Source organism: Buttiauxella sp. A111, from assembly GCF_014189855.1.
Taxonomy (GTDB): Bacteria; Pseudomonadota; Gammaproteobacteria; order Enterobacterales; family Enterobacteriaceae; genus Buttiauxella; species Buttiauxella selenatireducens.
On record NZ_BJFN01000005.1, the window covers coordinates 128,089 to 144,583 of the forward strand.

Here is a 16,495-nt window from a genome sequence, read left to right on the forward strand (position 1 = left end):
GTAGCAGCTAATAAGCTTTACCTCAATCACCGAACCGTCATCGAAGGGGCAAATCATGAGTCAAACAATCGCATTAGTGACCGGCGGCAGCCGTGGATTAGGTAAAAACGCGGCGCTGAAGCTGGCTGGACGCGGAGTGAATATTATTTTGACCTACAACAGCAAGCAGCAAGAAGCGCAGGATGTGGTGCGCGAAATTGAGCTAACAGGCGTGAAAGCGGTGGCAATTCAATTGAATGTCGCCGATAGCGCAACCTTCCCGGCTTTTGCTACAGAAGTGAAGCAACAACTGCGTGACGTGTGGCATCGCGAGTCGTTTGATTATTTATTAAACAATGCGGGTACGGGGCTCGATGCGCTGTTCGAAAAAACAACAGAAGCGCAATTTGATGAATTAATGAACATCCATTTGAAAGGACCTTTCTTCCTCACCCAGCACCTGCTGCCGCTGATTAAAGATGGTGGACGCATTTTGAATGTATCGACTGGCCTGACGCGTTTCGCTTTGCCAGGAAAAGCGGCATACGCCGCGATGAAAGGGGCGATGGAAGTGCTGACGCGCTATCAGGCAAAAGAACTGGGGGCGAGAGGGATCTCGGTCAATATCATCGCTCCGGGCGCGATTGCGACAGATTTTGGCGGCGGTGTTGTACGTGACAATGAGCAGGTGGCGAGCGCTATCGCCGCACAAACCGCGTTGGGACGCGTTGGGCAACCTGATGATATCGGCAACGCGATTGCGGTTCTGCTCAGCGATGAAAGCGGCTGGATGAATGCGCAGCGTATTGAAGTTTCAGGTGGAATGTTCTTGTAAGTGGGTGTGCTTGCGAAGGTGAAACGACCTTCACCTTCGTGTGTTAAATATTTGTCAAAAATATTGAATAATTTGAGCGAATCATTCCACTATCACCCCTTGAGGTGCAGCGCTATTCTTATCACATCGAAAGCAAACACGCTTTCTCACCTAAACAAACCTCAAGGATAATCACCATGAAAAGCATCAAATATTTTGCCGTAGTTATGACTCTTGCCGCTTCATTCTCATCTTTCGCTGCAACCACTCAGGCAGTTGAAAGCCAAAAAATCGGTACAGTTTCCGTAAGTGGCGCGTCAAACATCGATAGCCTACAGGCGCAATTACAAGCAAAAGCTGAACAGGCTGGCGCGAAATCTATCCGCATTATCTCTGCTGGCGGTGATAACAAAGTGTTTGGTGTCGCTGAGATGTATAACTAAGCATTCACGCTGTATGGGCCGCCGCGAATGTGCGGCCCGTGTTTTATCTGAACTCGCTGCGTAACAAGCCAAAAATCCAGTCGTCTTGCCAGACACCGCCGAGGAAGTAATTTTCTCGCAGTATTCCTTCTGGCTGAAAACCCACTTTTTCCAGCACTCTCTTCGAACCGATATTCCCCACCGTCACTGTGGCGGTCAGTTTTCGCATGGCGCATTTTTCAAAGGCAAAACGACAAAGGGTATGAAGCGATTCATAACCATAACCTTGCCCGTGAAAAGTCGAATCGAGGATAAAGCCGACTTCCGCTATGTCATCCTCACCGCGTACAAATCCGGTGAAGCCAATCAGCATCCCGTTATGTTTATCGCGCATCGCAAGGCATAACCAATGGCGGCTGTGCAATTCCCAGCGCACCAGGCGTGAATTAAATATTTGGCGGATTTCCGCTTCTTTGCGGTCATCGGAGACGTAACGCATAACGACAGGATCTTGTTGCAGCTGCAAAAAGCTCGGCCAATCCTGCTCGCTAATTTGCGTTAAGTTCAGTCGTGGTGTGGAGAGATGCAACATGATTATCAGTCCACAATAAACAGCGTTGCGCCGCGGTGGGTCGATGAACGGTGAGGTTCGGCGCCATCGGCAACCTGGTAGCTCATGCCTGGTTTTAAAGTGAAAGTGCGGCCATCTTCGAGTTCTGTTTGCAGCTCGCCCGCAAGACAAAAGAGTACATGACCTTTTTGACACCAGTGATCGGCAAGATACCCCGCCGTGTATTCCACCATTCGAACCCGTATTTCCCCAAACTGCTGCGTGCGCCAAAGTGCTTTTCCGGTTACGCCCGGATGTTCGGTTACTTGAACGGTTGACCAGTCGGTCGTGTTAAAAGGCAAATCAGTTATTCGCATGGTTGAACCTTATTATTTTTTTGCCGGAGGTGTTTGCCCTTTAAGTGATATCAGCAAAAAAATAACGGCGCCAGAAAATTGCGCCGTTATATGAGGTTAATTCCAGCGTGATAAATCATCCGTAGTCAGTCCAATGTCGCGTAATTGTTCCTTACTAAGTCCTTGTAGAACGCGCGCTGTCTGGTGTTCTAACCAGCGTTGCCGGAAATAGCGGTAAATCATCACAAAGCCATAAAACGGTTTGTGAGAACGGTTTTCTTCAAAGCCCATGATGTTGCTCCTCTTGTGAGTTCGAGGTACATCATGCGCCGCCATACAGATAGCCGACAGATTCAAATATTACTTTTATTTAACATACAGAAGCGCTAAAACATGATCTGAATGGCGAATATGTCACCACTCTGTACTGGTTTTTCTGTCTGTATGGTTGCTTAAGAGGATACAGCATGACGCGCTACCAACATCTCGCCACATTGCTGGCAGAACGTATTGAACAAGGGTTGTATCGCAGTGGTGAACGCCTGCCTTCGGTACGCAGCCTGAGTAATGAGCATGGCGTGAGCATCAGCACCGTGCAGCAGGCTTATCATCTTCTTGAAGACAAACAGCTGATTTCACCGCAGCCCCGTTCCGGGTATTTCGTCACGCAACGCAAAGCGCAACCCCCGGTTCCGCAACTGACCCGCCCGGTACAGCGGCCGGTCGAGGTCACGCAATGGGATGCGGTGCTTGAGCAACTTGTTACCCGTGAAGAGGGCGATATTATCGCTCTGGGCAGCGGCGTCCCGGATGTGACACAACCGACCATCAAACCTTTATGGCGTGAACTGAGCCGCATCGCGCAGTATCAACAATCCGAATTGCTCGGCTATGACAGCATTCACGGTATGCGTTCGCTGCGTGAGCAAATCTCCCGTCTGATGCTGGATAGCGGCTGCGTGGCAACCGCCGACGATATTCTGATAACCACTGGTTGCCACGAAGCCCTGTCGATTGCAATTCGCGCGGTGTGTGAAGCGGGTGACATTGTGGCGGTGGAGTCGCCGTCGTTTCATGGCACCATGCAGATGCTGCGGGCATTTGGCATTAAAGTTGTTGAAATACCGACAGATTCTGTAACAGGAATCAGCGTGGAAGCATTGGAATTAGCGCTGGAGCAGTGGCCGATTAAAGCGGTGATTCTGGTGCCAAACTGCAATAACCCTCTGGGGTTTATTATGCCGGATGCACGTAAGAAAGCGGTGCTGACGCTCGCGCAACGTTTTGATATTGCAATCATTGAGGATGATGTTTACGGCGAGCTGGCTTATGAATATCCCCGCCCAATGACGATTAAATCAATGGATGTTGATGGTCGCGTGCTGCTGTGTAGCTCTTTTTCTAAAACGCTGGCGCCAGGTTTGCGAGTCGGCTGGATTGTGCCGGGTCGCTATCTTGATCGCGCTTTGCACATGAAATACATCGTCACTGGCAGTACCTCGACCTTCTCACAACTCGCTGTGGCGGAGTTTATTCGGAACGGTAACTACCATCGCCATCTGCGTCGTATGCGCCAACTTTACCAGCGTAATCTCGAAGATTTTACCTGTCATGTTCGACACTATTTTCCGTGCGGTATCTGCGTCAGTCGTCCACAGGGCGGCTTTATGATGTGGGTTGAGCTGCCGGAAAATATAGATATCGTGCCGATTTGCTGTGCGCTGCGCGAAGAGCATATCCATATTGCGGCGGGCTCGCTGCTTTCTGCGTCAGGGAAGTATCGCAACTGTCTGCGCCTGAATTACGCATCGCCGTGTGATGCCGCAACCGAAGCCGCATTGCGTAAAACGGGGGATGCATTAAATAAGGCGCTGGAGAACGCGTAGATTTTGCTCTCTTTTATCGCCATTGGGCATGCAGCACTTGCGTTAGTCTGTTGTGTAATTGCGTTTTTCTACCCAGACATTCGTGCCCAATAAAGGATAACCATGACCAGCGCTTCACAGTTGCTGATGCGGGAAAAGTTTGAGACTTGCCTGAGTGTTTGCCGCCAGGCGTCATTACAAATCCTGCCACTGCTCACCATCACAGCCTCAGAAGGCAAAGATCCTCAATGGTTTTTTCAGCAACTGGAGCAGGCTCGCCTGGCACTCGGCAGTTGGATGGCAGTTGCAAAGCGGTTAAACCTCAATGACGCCGAGATTTCACAGTTCACTCTGCTGTTGCGGCATTTACAGCAACTGGTGCCGCATTATGAAAGTGGCCAGGAAATCAGCCATAACCAGCTTATTTCTGCACTGCGTTTTGTCAGTTATCTCGAACTGGTGCGCTTAAGACAGCCACTGTTGGGTTATTCGACTGAGATCGATAAGAACAGCGAGGCAGAACAGCAAAAGGCTGCACGCCAGATGCGGGCGCTGGAGTTAATGCTGAAGGCGATGATTACGAAAAATTATCCCAGTCAGTCGCACCTGGTGAATAAGCTGAAAAAACAGTTTGGTGCCGACTGTGTGCGCCGTTGGTTAAAGCATGGCGAGCAGGGTGATGTTTTAAGCGGTATGCGATTTGGCGAACTCGCTTTGATGGTGGTCGATAAAAAGGAGTTTGCGAACCACTATGCCGAAATATTCCACAGCTCGCCGCAGCTGAATCTGTTTATTGATCAACGCAAAACGCTACAAACCTTCCTCGACGACGTGCGCGAAATTCGCAATAACCTTATTCAACAACCGCCGCTTACCTCGGTGCAACTCGCGTTGTTGGATAGCTATTACCAGGAAAGCAGTGCGGCTATCCAGCGTGCCTGGGATGAAGGGCGAACGACAGTCAACCCGGCGGCATTCATGGCTGCTGATGACGCTCAGGTACAGGAATTTATTGAACTTTCTCAGAAAAAATATCATCAGGCGGGTCGTGATTCGGACGAAGTGCGTGACACCATTGATCACCCTGACTTGCGTCATACCAAAAAAAAGCAGGACACCGGTGAAACGCTACGCATGTTGATGTGGTGCGTGGCGGGTGTGGCGCTGATTAGCGCGGCGATATTCGGTATGAATTTCCTGAGTGGTATCACTCAAAAGCCCGCGCAGGCAAACAGTGGCCCTGCAAAAGTGACGGTGGTTGATTCACTCCCGTTTAGCCAAAGTGCGCGTGAAAAGCTGGCGAATATTGGTATTACCTGGGAAGAGGGAAATTTACGCTCAGCCATTGAGCGTGGCGACTCCACGGTGGTGCGTCTGTTTATGCAGGGCGGTATGAACTGGAAAGTGTATTACACCGAATCTGCGCTGGCAGGAGATTATCGCGACGCTCTCAATACGTTGCTGCAATACCGGTCGCAAATGGATGAAGAGCGTCCGTGTCGGCGTATGGTCAGAACCGTCAGCCAGGCGATGAACGACGGGCAAAGTCTCACTTCTCTACGCAAACAATTTCTGCAAACTTTTTGCAGCACACCAGAGATTATTGATCGACAGAAAGAAGATTTAGAACGCGCAAAATTACGGCTTCAGGCGCAACAGCAACGCAGTTCTGACTCGACTGACACTGACGAAAAACGTGCGGTGGAGATTCAGAAAGCGATTTATGACGCGATGCGGTAAAAAGAGCGATCGCTGCCTGGATTCGCGAAGACGTCTTTTTTATCTTCCATATTCAGATATAAAAAAAGCCTGGGATCCGCAGATTTCAGGCTTTTTTCTATTCAGAGTGTTGCTTAAAGGGATCAGTGAGTCGCTTCGCCAATCAAGGCACCGCCGCCAGCACCAACAGCCGCGCCTTTTAACACGTTGTTGCCGGTAGCTGCTGCTGCAACGCCACCCACTGCGGCACCAATGGCGCCCCCTTTACGAGCGGCTTTACCTGTGTCTCCGCTCTTAAACATTGCACCGGTGCCACCACCAACGACAGCTCCACCCACGGTGCTTTTCACAGTTTTACCTGTCGCGGCACCAATTGCGGCTCCGGCAATTGCGCCACCTGATGTTTTATCAAGCGCCAATACGTTGCCTGAAAATGCGAAAGATAAGATCAATAAACCGGGAATGTATTTTTTCACTAAATTGCCCTCCTGGACATATAAATACGCAAAAACGTGCGCTCCAATTTTATTCTGCTCAGTTTGGGATGCTGCCAGTATTAATATTTAATATCGCGTGCTTTCTGGCGACCATCTTGTTTAGTTTGGCGTTTATCCTGTCGGCAATCATGATTACTTTTATCATTGCTGACGATGCATTCGCGTTTTTCATGACGTGCAGTATCTCTGGTATCCTGGCGAGTATCCCGAGCTTCGCGGCGTTGCTGGCCTTGTATCGTCGCATTTGCAGTAGACATTGTGGATACCAGCAACACGCCAGTCAGTATACCAATCAGAGTAGAGGTCTTGTTCATGAGATAATTCCTAGAATATATTCCCTTCATACTTCAAGTTGCATGTGCGTTGGCTTTCCTCGCTCACCCCAGTCACTTACTTATGTAAGCTCCTGGGGATTCACTGCGTTGCCGCCTTCCTGAAACTTGAATTATTTAGGGAATAAGTGAAAAACAATCTGAATAAATAATATTTCATACAGCATCAGGCTAAAGAGTATAAGTTCGCAAATTACGTCTAAATGTAACTAAATAATTTGAAATCTGTATTCCTTTGCACTTTTATAGACTCTATTGCACATTCACATAAGTATTAATGAGTTAGCGTTTTGATTATTTGAGCTGTATTCTGCAGCGCGGGTTCGCGCAGTAAATAAAAAGGCTGCGGATCTTAAGATCCACAGCCTGTTGATTTATTTCCCTCCATTGGAGGACGGAGGCGCGGATTAGCGCATGGTAACGAATTCTTCCGAACCGGTCGGGTGAATGGCGACGGTATTATCGAAGTCTTTCTTGGTTGCGCCCATTTTCAGCGCCACCGCAAAACCTTGCAGCATTTCATCCATCCCATAACCAATTCCGTGGATACCGACAATTTTCTCGTCCGGACCTGCACATACCAGTTTCATGCGGCACGGCTGGCGGTGAGAGGTGACTGCGGTATACATCGCGGTGAAGGAAGATTTATACACCTTCACGTTATCGTCGCCGTACTGCTCACGCGCTTGTGGCTCTGTTAAGCCAACAGTGCCGATTGGCGGATGGCTGAAGACCACGGTTGGGACGTTGTTGAAATCCAGATGCTCGTCTGGCTTGTTGTTGAACAGACGCTCAGACAGGCGACGGCCTGCGGCAACGGCAACGGGCGTCAGTTCTACCGCACCGGTGTTATCGCCCACGGCATAAATGCCAGGCACGCTGGTGTTCTGGAATTTATCAACTTCAATGTAGCCTTTGGCGTTGGTTTTCACACCGGTAACCGCCAAATTGAAGCTGTCCGTTGCTGGTTGGCGTCCAATCGCCCAAATCAGGCAATCTACGGTCTGCGAACGGCCATCTTCCAGGTGCAGCGTCAGGCTACCATCGGCATTCTTCTCAACGGCTTTTGGCACGGCATGCGTGTGCAGCGTCGGGCCTTCGGTGTTAATCACTTCCAGCAGCGTTTCGACAATCAGCGGATCAAAAGTACGCAGCGGTGCGTGTTGGCGCACAAACAGATGAGTTTCAGAACCCAACGCGTTAACCACGCCTGCGATTTCAACGGCGATATAACCTGCGCCCACGACGGCAATGCGTTTTGGCAGAGCAGGGAGTTCGAAGAAACCGTCGGAATCAATACCGTATTCAGCACCTGGAATTGACGGGTGGCTTGGACGGCCGCCGGTCGCAATCAGAATGTGGTCAGCGGTGATGGTTTCACCGTTAACTTCCACAGTGTGCGCATCGACAAATTTGGCAAAGCCACGAATCACGTCAACGTTGTTTTTGCCCAGAACGTTGTCGTAAGACGTATGAATGCGGTCGATATAGGCGGTACGGCTGGCGATCAGTTTGTCCCAGTCGAATTTATTCACCGTGGTGTCAAAGCCGTAGTCCGGGCCGTACTGATGAATAGCCTCTGCGATTTGCGCCGCATGCCACATTACTTTTTTCGGCACACAACCCACGTTTACGCAGGTGCCACCCAGCTCTTTCGCCTCAATGAGTGCGCATTTCTTCCCATACATTGCCGCACGGTTAATGGAGGCAATACCGCCGCTGCCGCCGCCAATGGCGAGGTAGTCATAATGTTTGGTCATGATGTTTCCCTAATGAGTCGAAAAATATTCGCGATTGTAGCGCGCCGAGAAAATGGTTCCACCGATTGCTCTGATAGCTGGTTTACTCAGGCACAACCCAGCTTAGCGTGGTCGAGCCGTTGCCAGAAGGCACCAGCGTTTTATGCAACCACGGCAGTACATTAGCCATTTGCTGCTCAAGTTTCCACGGTGGGTTGATAACAATCATGCCAGAGGCGGTCATGCCGCGGCGGTCACTGTCCGGGAGAACGGCTAATTCGATTTGCAGAATACGGCGAATACCGGTTTCTTCCAGCTCGCGCAGCATACGTTTGATTTGCTGGCGCATAACAACCGGATACCACAGCGCGTAAGTGCCTGTAGCAAAACGTTTATAACCTTCGCTGATGCCAGTGACGACGGCCTGGTAGTCGGTTTTAATCTCATACGGTGGGTCGATAAGAATCAGGCCACGACGGGAAACCGGCGGCAGTTTTGACTTCAACTGGGTATAACCGTCAGCACGTTCAACGCGGGCGCGGCTGTCTTTCTGGAATTCAGAACGCAGCAGCGGGAAATCAGACGGGTGCAGCTCGGTGAGTTGCAGGCTGTCTTGTTCACGCAGAAGCTGGCGTGCAATCAGCGGTGAACCTGGGTAGTAACGCAGTTGGCCGCTCTGGTTAAAGTGTTTTACCGCACTGATGTACGGCTCAAGTTCAGCCGGCAGATCATCGTGTTGCCAGATACGGCCGATACCTTCCAGGTATTCACCAGTGCGCTCGGCGTGTTCGCTGCTCAGTTTGTATCGGCCAGCTCCCGCATGCGTGTCGAGGTAAAGAAAAGGTTTATCTTTTTCTTTCAACGATTCAATGATTAAGGATTGAACGGTATGTTTCAGTACGTCGGCATGGTTGCCGGCGTGAAAGCTGTGACGATAACTGAGCATGGATTGCAGGGTTTCCAAAGACAAAATAATGTACTCAGTATACCGCGTTATGCTCGCCGCCCGGCATTGAAATTAACTACACTAAGCCTCATGTTAAAAGCTATACCCAAAATCAGGAACCGCGCTTATGACCAATCCATTGTTAACGCCTTTCGATCTGCCGCCGTTTTCCGCTCTCAAACCTGAACATATTGTCCCTGCAGTGCAGCAAGCACTGGATGATTGCCGTGCGAAAGTCGAAAGCGTGGTCGCACAGGGTGCGCCTTATAACTGGGATAATCTTTGTCAGCCGCTGGCGGAAGTGGACGATCGCCTGGGGCGTATTTTCTCGCCAGTGAGTCATTTGAATTCCGTACAGAACAGCCCGGAACTGCGCGAAGCTTACGAGCAGACGCTGCCGCTGCTGTCTGAATACAGCACGTGGGTAGGTCAACACGAAGGTCTTTATCAGGCGTACCGTAATTTACGTGATGGCGCGTATTACGCCGACCTGAGCGTAGCTGAGAAGAAGGCGGTGGATAACGCACTGCGTGATTTCGAGCTTTCAGGTATCGGTTTACCGGAAGAAAAACAAAAGCGTTATGGCGAAATTGCTGCGCGTTTGTCTGAGTTAGGTTCGACCTACAGCAACAACGTGCTGGATGCGACTCAGGGCTGGACGAAGCTTATCACCGACGATGCCGAACTTTCTGGGATGCCGGAGAGCGCAATGGCGGCCGCACGTGCTCAAGCCGAAGCGAAAGAGCTGGACGGCTGGTTGCTGACGTTGGATATCCCAAGCTATTTGCCGGTCCTCACTTATTGTGACAATCGCGAACTGCGTGAAGAAATGTACCGCGCCTATGCGACTCGCGCCTCCGATCAAGGGCCGAACGCAGGTAAGTGGGATAACACGCCGGTGATGGAAGAAATCCTCGCGCTGCGTCACGAACTGGCAGAATTGCTGGGCTTTGGTAACTACGCGGAAAAATCACTCGCCACCAAAATGGCAGAAAACCCACAGCAAGTGTTGGAGTTCCTGACCGATCTGGCTAAACGCGCCCGTCCGCAGGGTGAAGCTGAACTGGCACAACTGCGCGAGTTTACGAAAAAAGAGTTCAATATTGATGCGCTGGAACCTTGGGATATCACCTATTACAGCGAAAAACAGAAGCAGCATTTATACAGCATCAGCGACGAGCAACTGCGTCCGTACTTCCCGGAAGACCGTGCGGTAAATGGTTTGTTCGAAGTGGTGAAACGCATTTATGGCATCACCGCGAAAGAGCGTAAAGATATCGACGTCTGGCATTCTGATGTGCGTTTCTTTGAGCTTTATGACGAAAAAGGTGAACTGCGCGGTAGCTTCTATCTCGACCTGTATGCCCGTGAAAACAAACGCGGCGGGGCGTGGATGGACGACTGCGTGGGCCAGATGCGTAAAGCTGATGGCTCACTGCAAAAGCCGGTCGCTTACCTGACCTGTAACTTTAATCGTCCGGTCAATGGCAAACCTGCGCTGTTTACCCATGACGAAGTGATCACCCTGTTCCATGAGTTTGGCCACGGTTTGCACCATATGCTGACCAAAGTCGAAACGGCGGGTGTTTCAGGCATCAACGGTGTGCCGTGGGATGCCGTCGAGCTGCCGAGCCAGTTTATGGAAAACTGGTGCTGGGAGCCGGAAGCGTTGGCGTTTATCTCTGGCCATTTTGAGACGGGCGAGCCATTGCCAAAAGAGCTGCTGGATAAAATGCTGGCGGCGAAGAACTACCAGGCCGCGCTGTTTATCCTGCGCCAGCTTGAGTTCGGCCTGTTCGACTTCCGTCTGCACGCTGAATTTAATCCAGAGCAGGGCGCGAAGGTGCTGGAAACTCTGTATGAAATCAAGAAACTGGTTGCTGTGGTGCCATCGCCGACGTGGGGCCGTTTCCCACATGCGTTCAGCCATATCTTTGCTGGCGGTTATGCTGCGGGTTATTACAGCTATCTGTGGGCTGATGTGCTGGCAGCGGATGCGTTCTCGCGCTTTGAAAATGAAGGTATTTTCAACCGCGAAACCGGGCAGTCTTTCCTCGATAACATTCTGACCCGTGGTGGTTCTGAAGAGCCAATGGAGCTGTTCAAACGCTTCCGTGGCCGTGAGCCACAGCTGGATGCCATGCTGGCCCATTACGGCATTAAAGGCTGATTTACTCTGTGAAAATCTGCCTGATAACTGAAACAGGCGCCGATTCCGGCGCCTTATCTATTTTGATTGAACGCTGGGGACTTGAGCACGATGACGAGTCTCTGATGGCGCTGGTCTTAACACCGGAACACCTTGAGCTGCGTAAACGCGATGAGCCAAAACTGGGTGGCATTTTTGTCGATTTTGTCTCAGGAGCCATGGCGCATCGCCGCAAGTTTGGCGGTGGGCGCGGCGAGGCAGTAGCAAAAGCGGTGGGCATTAAGAGCGGGTATCTGCCCAATGTGGTGGATGCGACGGCGGGATTGGGACGCGATGCGTTTGTGTTGGCCTCTGTGGGGTGCCGGGTGCGAATGTTAGAGCGTAATCCGGTGGTTGCCGCGTTGCTGGATGATGGTTTGCGTCGTGGCTATCAGGACGCCGAAATCGGCTGCTGGTTGCAAGAGCGTTTGCAACTGATCCACGCCTCGAGCCTGACGGCATTAAGCGATATTACCCCGCGTCCGGAAGTGGTCTATCTCGACCCAATGTTCCCGCATAAGCAGAAAAGCGCGCTGGTGAAGAAGGAGATGCGTGTGTTCCAGTCGCTGGTTGGGCCGGACGAAGATGCAGATGGTTTGCTTGCGCCTGCTCAGAAGCTTGCAATAAAACGCGTGGTAGTGAAGCGTCCGGATTACGCACCGCCACTGGCCGGGGTGGAAACGCATAACGCGGTGGTGACCAAAGGCCATCGTTTTGATATTTATCCGGGTACGGCTGAATAAACCATTCCCCTCATCCCGGCCTTCTCCCCTGGGAGAAGGAGAAAACCGGTCTGCACCCTCTCCCTGATGGAGAGGGAGAAACCGATAATTCCCTCTCCTGGGGGAGAGGGTTAGGGTGAGGGCGACCTGGTGCGGCTAAACGTTAATCTTCGTCTTCGTCACGCAATGGAACAATCAACATATCAACGTGAACGGTGTTGATCAGCTGACGAGCAGAGGACATCAGTTTGCTCCAGAAGTCCTGGTGATGGCCGCAGACGACTAAATCCATATCGTATTTCTTAATCGCATCCACCAAAACCTGGCCAAGATCACCGCTACCGCTCAGGGTTTCAGTAATCGGATAGCCCGCGCCGCTAGACAGTTCGCTCAGCGCGTTGTGAGTTTCTTCAGAAATGCGTTTCTGCATATCGCCCAGATTTACATCGATCAATCCGGTATAGAGATCGGAGTAATTTACATCGACATGAATCAGGGAAACCTTCGCGTTGTATGGACGAGCCATAGAAACCGCTTTTTCCACCAGTACTTTGCTCTCCGGGGAGAGGTCTACCGCGATCAAAATGTGTTTGTAAGCCATAATTTTACTCCTTCCATAAGTTGTCGATGACCAGCCTGGTCGGATAGCACGATGCACTTCATCGGTGTTACCCGCTTGTAAGGACCTAAATTGTAGATGATATTTCTACCCTATAGCGAATGATAGATATCGTCAATGTGCCACCGCTGTATACATTTAAGCCTTAAATGGCTTTTATCGCCTTGATAAAGGTTAACGATGTGGCGAAAAAATTAACGGATCTCCTACACTATTAAATAAGCCGTTCCGGAATAGTAATGTGAACTGGATCGGTTTTTTGGGCTCGCTGAACGGTCTTTCTGGTTTTCGGGGTGAGAGGTTGCCCTGGAGTGATGTACTGGGGCTTCACCGGGGGGTAATTATGATGATCAGCACCGTCGCGCTTTTTTGGGCGCTTTGTGTAGTTTGTGTTGTGAATATGGCGCGTTATTACTCATCTTTGCGCGCGTTACTGGTGGTACTGCGCGGGTGCGATCCGCTGCTGTATCAGTATGTCGATGGGGGAGGCTTCTTTACCTCTCACGGACAACCCAGTAAACAGATTCGCCTGGTGAGCTATATCTACGCGCAGCGTTATCTTGACCATCATGACGATGAGTTTATTCGCCGCTGCGAACGTCTACGCCGTCAGTTTATTTTGACCAGCGCGTTGTGTGGACTGGTGGTGATAAGCCTTATTGGTTTGATGATTTGGCATTAGCAATTTCGGCGCATAAAAAAAGCGGGCCAGTTTCCTGACCCGCTTTTTGTCGTCTTGCGATCACCGCATCATGTTTAAATGAAGTGCAGTGAAATCCAGTACAGGCAACCAGACAGCAAAATCGATACTGGCAGAGTAAACACCCACGCCATCAGGATATTGGTAACTGTCTTACGCTGCAAACCACCACCATCAACCACCATCGTCCCCGCTACGGAAGAAGACAGTACGTGAGTCGTGGAAACCGGCATACCGGTGTAGCTCGCAATACCAATGGAGACGGCGGCGGTCACCTGCGCGGACATCCCCTGCGCATAGGTCATGCCTTTCTTACCAATCTTCTCACCGATAGTTGTCGCCACACGACGCCAGCCGATCATGGTACCGATGCCTAGCGCCAGAGCGACCGCCATGATAATCCAGATTGGTGCGTACTCGATGGTATACAGCAAGTCAGTTTTCAGCTCTTTCAGGAAGCGCTTATCTTCCGGTTTGGTTTCCGGCAGCTTGGCTACTTTTTCTGATGTATCAGAGATGCAAAGCAACAGACGGCGCATCTGGCTACGCTGCTCAATGCTCAACTTGTCGTAGCTGTCGAGATTGCCCAGCAGCTCTTTTGCACGCTGTACCGCAATAATGGCGCGGCTAGCATCGCAATGGAACTCAGCAGGCTTATCCTGGCCCTTCACTTCTTCAGGAGTTGGGATAGCCGGATTGAGATCGATGACGTGCTTAATCGCATCGCTGTGCTGTGCGTAGTATTGCTCAAGGTGGGTGATGGCATCGCGAGTACGAGCAATGTCGTAACCGGAAGCATTCATATTCACCACGAAGCCCGCAGGAGCTACACCAATCAGCACCAGCATGATCAAACCAATGCCTTTCTGACCGTCGTTAGCACCATGAGAGAAGCTCACGCCAATAGCGGAGATAATCAGGGCGATACGCGTCCAGAATGGCGGTTTTTTCTTGCCGTCTTGTTTTTCACGTTCAGCAGGTGTGAGGTGGATACGGCGGCGCTTCTTGGTGCCGCTCCAGTAGCGACGTAGCAAAAAGATTAACCCGCCCGCAACCACCAGACCCACGATTGGGGAAAGGATCAACGACATGAAAATCCCAATCACTTTCGGGATATTCAGCGCATCAACAACCGAGGTGCCGGTCATCAATGCGTTCGTCAAACCAATACCAATGATGGCACCGATAAGCGTATGGGAGCTGGAGGCCGGCAGACCAAAATACCAGGTGCCGAGGTTCCAGATGATAGCGGCCAGCAACATAGAGAACACCATGGCGAGACCATGAGCGGACCCTACGTTCAACAGCAGATCGGTTGGTAACATATGCACAATCGCATACGCCACGCTCAATCCACCGAGCAGAACGCCGAGAAAGTTAAATAACGCCGCCATTGCCACCGCGAGTTGCGATCGCATTGCACGTGTATAAATAACGGTTGCCACTGCATTCGCAGTGTCATGAAAGCCATTGATCGCTTCGTAGAAGAGAACAAATGCCAGGGCAAGTAATAACAAGAGCCCGGTATGTAGATCCAGGCCGGTAAACAGAAATTCCATAGACGTTACGCCATTGTGAGGACATGAACGCGGCGCATTATGTAAGACAACTCCGTAATGCGCCAACAGAAATATGGACTTTTCTTGATGTTTGTCTGTCCTTCATCAAACATTGAAAAGATTTACATATTTATTTTCAATCACCTGCGATTGCTGGTGCGCATTTAGCTGGTGCGGCCATGCGCCTATCTTTACACTTCCTTGCATTGAGTATAGTCAGGAGCCGGTCGTGGAAAAGTTTGATACTGTTATTATTGGTGCGGGTGCCGCAGGAATGTTCTGTGCAGCGATGGCAGGGCAAGCAGGCAGTCGTGTGTTACTTATCGATAACGGTAAAAAACCGGGCCGGAAGATCTTGATGTCCGGTGGCGGGCGTTGCAACTTTACTAACCTTTATATCGAGCCTGCCGCGTATCTCAGCCAAAACCCACATTTTTGCAAATCTGCACTTGCGCGTTATACCCAATGGGATTTTATCGACATGGTCGGTAAGCATGGTATTGCGTGGCATGAGAAGACGCTTGGTCAACTTTTCTGTGATGATTCGGCACAACAAATTGTCGATATGCTGGTTGCCGAATGTGAAAAAGGGCAAGTCACCACACGCTTGCGCAGCGAAGTGTTAGGCATCGAACGTGATGAAAATGGCTATACCATCCAATTAAATGGCGACAGCGTACAAGCGGCAAAATTAGTCATCGCGACGGGTGGCCTTTCAATGCCTGGTCTTGGCGCGACACCGTTCGGTTACAAAATTGCCGAGCAGTTTGGGCTGAAAGTTTTACCGACCCGCGCTGGACTGGTGCCTTTTACGCTACATAAACCGCTACTCGAACAGTTGCAGGTGCTTTCCGGCGTTTCTGTACCTTCGGTTATTACGGCACAAAACGGTGTCAGCTTCCGCGAAAGTTTGCTGTTTACTCATCGTGGCCTTTCTGGCCCTGCGGTATTGCAACTTTCCAGCTACTGGCAGCCGGGTGAGTTTGTCAGCGTTAACTTACTTCCCGATACCGATCTGGATGAGCTTCTCAACGAACAGCGCAATGCTCACCCTAATCAAAGCCTGAAAAATACGCTGGCAATCGTGTTACCAAAACGCCTGGTGGAATGCCTGCAACAGCTAGGACAGATACCGGATGTGACGCTGAAGCAACTGAACTCCCGCCAACAAAATGAGCTGCTGGCAACGCTGCAAGACTGGCGTGTGCAACCTAACGGTACAGAAGGTTATCGCACCGCAGAAGTGACGCTTGGCGGAGTAGACACCAACGAACTCAGTTCACGCACTATGGAAGCGCGTAACGTACCTGGCCTGTATTTCATCGGCGAAGTGATGGACGTTAGCGGTTGGTTAGGTGGATATAACTTCCAGTGGGCGTGGAGCTCTGCGTGGGCTTGTGCGCAAGATTTGGTGGGTGGAGAGTGACTCAATTTTGTCGTTAAAACTCGCTCGGAACTGGCGTTGACTATAAACCGTGCCATGACTTA

17 protein-coding genes are annotated in these 16,495 nt (G+C 50.8%); 8 read left to right on the forward strand and 9 right to left on the reverse strand.

What is annotated here, in order from left to right:
• Window positions 1-55: 55 nt before the first annotated feature.
• On the forward strand, window positions 56-814 hold the full coding sequence (locus tag BSPA111_RS15750; protein ID WP_183272101.1) for an SDR family NAD(P)-dependent oxidoreductase: 759 nt from the start codon (window positions 56-58) through the stop codon (window positions 812-814).
• A gap of 176 nt (window positions 815-990) precedes the next feature.
• Window positions 991-1,236 (forward strand): DUF1471 domain-containing protein, encoded by a 246-nt coding sequence (locus tag BSPA111_RS15755; RefSeq protein WP_183272102.1) that lies wholly within the window; start codon window positions 991-993, stop codon window positions 1,234-1,236.
• Between the two features lie 43 nt (window positions 1,237-1,279).
• Here BSPA111_RS15755 and BSPA111_RS15760 read toward each other — a convergent pair whose 3' ends face one another.
• From BSPA111_RS15760 to BSPA111_RS15770, 3 genes are all read right to left on the reverse strand, one after another.
• Window positions 1,280-1,807, reverse strand: coding sequence for a GNAT family N-acetyltransferase (locus BSPA111_RS15760; RefSeq protein WP_183272103.1), 528 nt, complete (start codon window positions 1,805-1,807; stop codon window positions 1,280-1,282).
• Between the two features lie 5 nt (window positions 1,808-1,812).
• Window positions 1,813-2,142, reverse strand: a complete 330-nt coding sequence (locus BSPA111_RS15765; protein ID WP_183272104.1) for a DHCW motif cupin fold protein — start codon at window positions 2,140-2,142, stop codon at window positions 1,813-1,815.
• A 96-nt stretch (window positions 2,143-2,238) separates the two neighbouring features.
• Window positions 2,239-2,412 carry a DUF1127 domain-containing protein gene (locus BSPA111_RS15770; protein ID WP_183272105.1) on the reverse strand — a complete coding sequence of 58 codons (174 nt, stop codon included), beginning with the start codon at window positions 2,410-2,412 and terminating at the stop codon, window positions 2,239-2,241.
• A 176-nt stretch (window positions 2,413-2,588) separates the two neighbouring features.
• On the opposite strand from BSPA111_RS15770, the gene BSPA111_RS15775 reads away from it, so the two are divergent.
• Window positions 2,589-4,007, forward strand: a complete 1,419-nt coding sequence (locus BSPA111_RS15775) for a PLP-dependent aminotransferase family protein (protein ID WP_183272106.1) — start codon at window positions 2,589-2,591, stop codon at window positions 4,005-4,007.
• Between the two features lie 102 nt (window positions 4,008-4,109).
• Window positions 4,110-5,726 carry an STY4199 family HEPN domain-containing protein gene (locus BSPA111_RS15780; RefSeq protein WP_183272107.1) on the forward strand — a complete coding sequence of 539 codons (1,617 nt, stop codon included), beginning with the start codon at window positions 4,110-4,112 and terminating at the stop codon, window positions 5,724-5,726.
• Window positions 5,727-5,848: 122 nt separating this feature from the next.
• On the opposite strand, the gene BSPA111_RS15785 is transcribed toward BSPA111_RS15780, so the two are convergent.
• The 4 genes from BSPA111_RS15785 to BSPA111_RS15800 form a co-directional block, all read right to left on the reverse strand.
• Window positions 5,849-6,181 (reverse strand): glycine zipper family protein, encoded by a 333-nt coding sequence (locus BSPA111_RS15785; RefSeq protein WP_183272108.1) that lies wholly within the window; start codon window positions 6,179-6,181, stop codon window positions 5,849-5,851.
• Between the two features lie 80 nt (window positions 6,182-6,261).
• A complete protein-coding gene (locus BSPA111_RS15790; RefSeq protein WP_183272109.1) occupies window positions 6,262-6,516 on the reverse strand; it encodes a hypothetical protein in 255 nt (84 codons plus the stop codon).
• Window positions 6,517-6,941: 425 nt separating this feature from the next.
• Window positions 6,942-8,294, reverse strand: a complete 1,353-nt coding sequence (gene gorA / locus BSPA111_RS15795; RefSeq protein ID WP_183272110.1) for a glutathione-disulfide reductase — start codon at window positions 8,292-8,294, stop codon at window positions 6,942-6,944.
• Window positions 8,295-8,376: 82 nt separating this feature from the next.
• Window positions 8,377-9,219 carry a 23S rRNA (adenine(2030)-N(6))-methyltransferase RlmJ gene (locus tag BSPA111_RS15800; protein WP_183272358.1) on the reverse strand — a complete coding sequence of 281 codons (843 nt, stop codon included), beginning with the start codon at window positions 9,217-9,219 and terminating at the stop codon, window positions 8,377-8,379.
• Between the two features lie 127 nt (window positions 9,220-9,346).
• On the opposite strand from BSPA111_RS15800, the gene prlC reads away from it, so the two are divergent.
• Both prlC and rsmJ read left to right on the forward strand, forming a co-directional pair.
• Window positions 9,347-11,389: an oligopeptidase A gene (gene prlC, locus BSPA111_RS15805; protein ID WP_183272111.1), complete on the forward strand. Its 2,043-nt coding sequence runs from the start codon at window positions 9,347-9,349 to the stop codon at window positions 11,387-11,389.
• Window positions 11,390-11,397: 8 nt separating this feature from the next.
• Window positions 11,398-12,150 (forward strand): 16S rRNA (guanine(1516)-N(2))-methyltransferase RsmJ, encoded by a 753-nt coding sequence (rsmJ, locus tag BSPA111_RS15810; protein WP_183272112.1) that lies wholly within the window; start codon window positions 11,398-11,400, stop codon window positions 12,148-12,150.
• Window positions 12,151-12,292: 142 nt separating this feature from the next.
• Here the strand turns inward: rsmJ and uspA are convergent, their stop codons facing one another.
• A complete protein-coding gene (gene uspA / locus BSPA111_RS15815) occupies window positions 12,293-12,730 on the reverse strand; it encodes a universal stress protein UspA (RefSeq protein ID WP_183272113.1) in 438 nt (145 codons plus the stop codon).
• A gap of 364 nt (window positions 12,731-13,094) precedes the next feature.
• On the opposite strand from uspA, the gene uspB reads away from it, so the two are divergent.
• Entirely contained in the window at window positions 13,095-13,430 is a 336-nt protein-coding gene (gene uspB, locus BSPA111_RS15820) for a universal stress protein UspB (RefSeq protein WP_183272359.1), read from the forward strand.
• Between the two features lie 74 nt (window positions 13,431-13,504).
• Here uspB and pitA read toward each other — a convergent pair whose 3' ends face one another.
• Window positions 13,505-15,007, reverse strand: a complete 1,503-nt coding sequence (gene pitA / locus BSPA111_RS15825) for an inorganic phosphate transporter PitA (protein WP_183272114.1) — start codon at window positions 15,005-15,007, stop codon at window positions 13,505-13,507.
• 229 nt (window positions 15,008-15,236) lie between these two features.
• Between pitA and BSPA111_RS15830 the strand changes: the two genes are divergently transcribed.
• Window positions 15,237-16,433, forward strand: coding sequence for an NAD(P)/FAD-dependent oxidoreductase (locus BSPA111_RS15830; protein ID WP_183272115.1), 1,197 nt, complete (start codon window positions 15,237-15,239; stop codon window positions 16,431-16,433).
• Window positions 16,434-16,495: the final 62 nt, after the last annotated feature.

Bases quoted from the DNA above. Each gene is read 5' to 3' on its own strand.
- BSPA111_RS15760 (WP_183272103.1), bottom strand. From the start codon at position 1,807: ATGTTGCATCTCTCCACACCACGACTGAACTTAACGCAAATTAGCGAG.
- uspA (WP_183272113.1), bottom strand. From the start codon at position 12,730: ATGGCTTACAAACACATTTTGATCGCGGTAGACCTCTCCCCGGAGAGC.
- pitA (WP_183272114.1), bottom strand. From the start codon at position 15,007: ATGGAATTTCTGTTTACCGGCCTGGATCTACATACCGGGCTCTTGTTA.
- BSPA111_RS15750 (WP_183272101.1), top strand. From the start codon at position 56: ATGAGTCAAACAATCGCATTAGTGACCGGCGGCAGCCGTGGATTAGGT.
- BSPA111_RS15755 (WP_183272102.1), top strand. From the start codon at position 991: ATGAAAAGCATCAAATATTTTGCCGTAGTTATGACTCTTGCCGCTTCA.
- BSPA111_RS15770 (WP_183272105.1), bottom strand. From the start codon at position 2,412: ATGGGCTTTGAAGAAAACCGTTCTCACAAACCGTTTTATGGCTTTGTG.
- uspB (WP_183272359.1), top strand. From the start codon at position 13,095: ATGATCAGCACCGTCGCGCTTTTTTGGGCGCTTTGTGTAGTTTGTGTT.
- BSPA111_RS15765 (WP_183272104.1), bottom strand. From the start codon at position 2,142: ATGCGAATAACTGATTTGCCTTTTAACACGACCGACTGGTCAACCGTT.
- BSPA111_RS15800 (WP_183272358.1), bottom strand. From the start codon at position 9,219: ATGCTCAGTTATCGTCACAGCTTTCACGCCGGCAACCATGCCGACGTA.
- BSPA111_RS15780 (WP_183272107.1), top strand. From the start codon at position 4,110: ATGACCAGCGCTTCACAGTTGCTGATGCGGGAAAAGTTTGAGACTTGC.
- prlC (WP_183272111.1), top strand. From the start codon at position 9,347: ATGACCAATCCATTGTTAACGCCTTTCGATCTGCCGCCGTTTTCCGCT.
- BSPA111_RS15790 (WP_183272109.1), bottom strand. From the start codon at position 6,516: ATGAACAAGACCTCTACTCTGATTGGTATACTGACTGGCGTGTTGCTG.
- gorA (WP_183272110.1), bottom strand. From the start codon at position 8,294: ATGACCAAACATTATGACTACCTCGCCATTGGCGGCGGCAGCGGCGGT.
- BSPA111_RS15775 (WP_183272106.1), top strand. From the start codon at position 2,589: ATGACGCGCTACCAACATCTCGCCACATTGCTGGCAGAACGTATTGAA.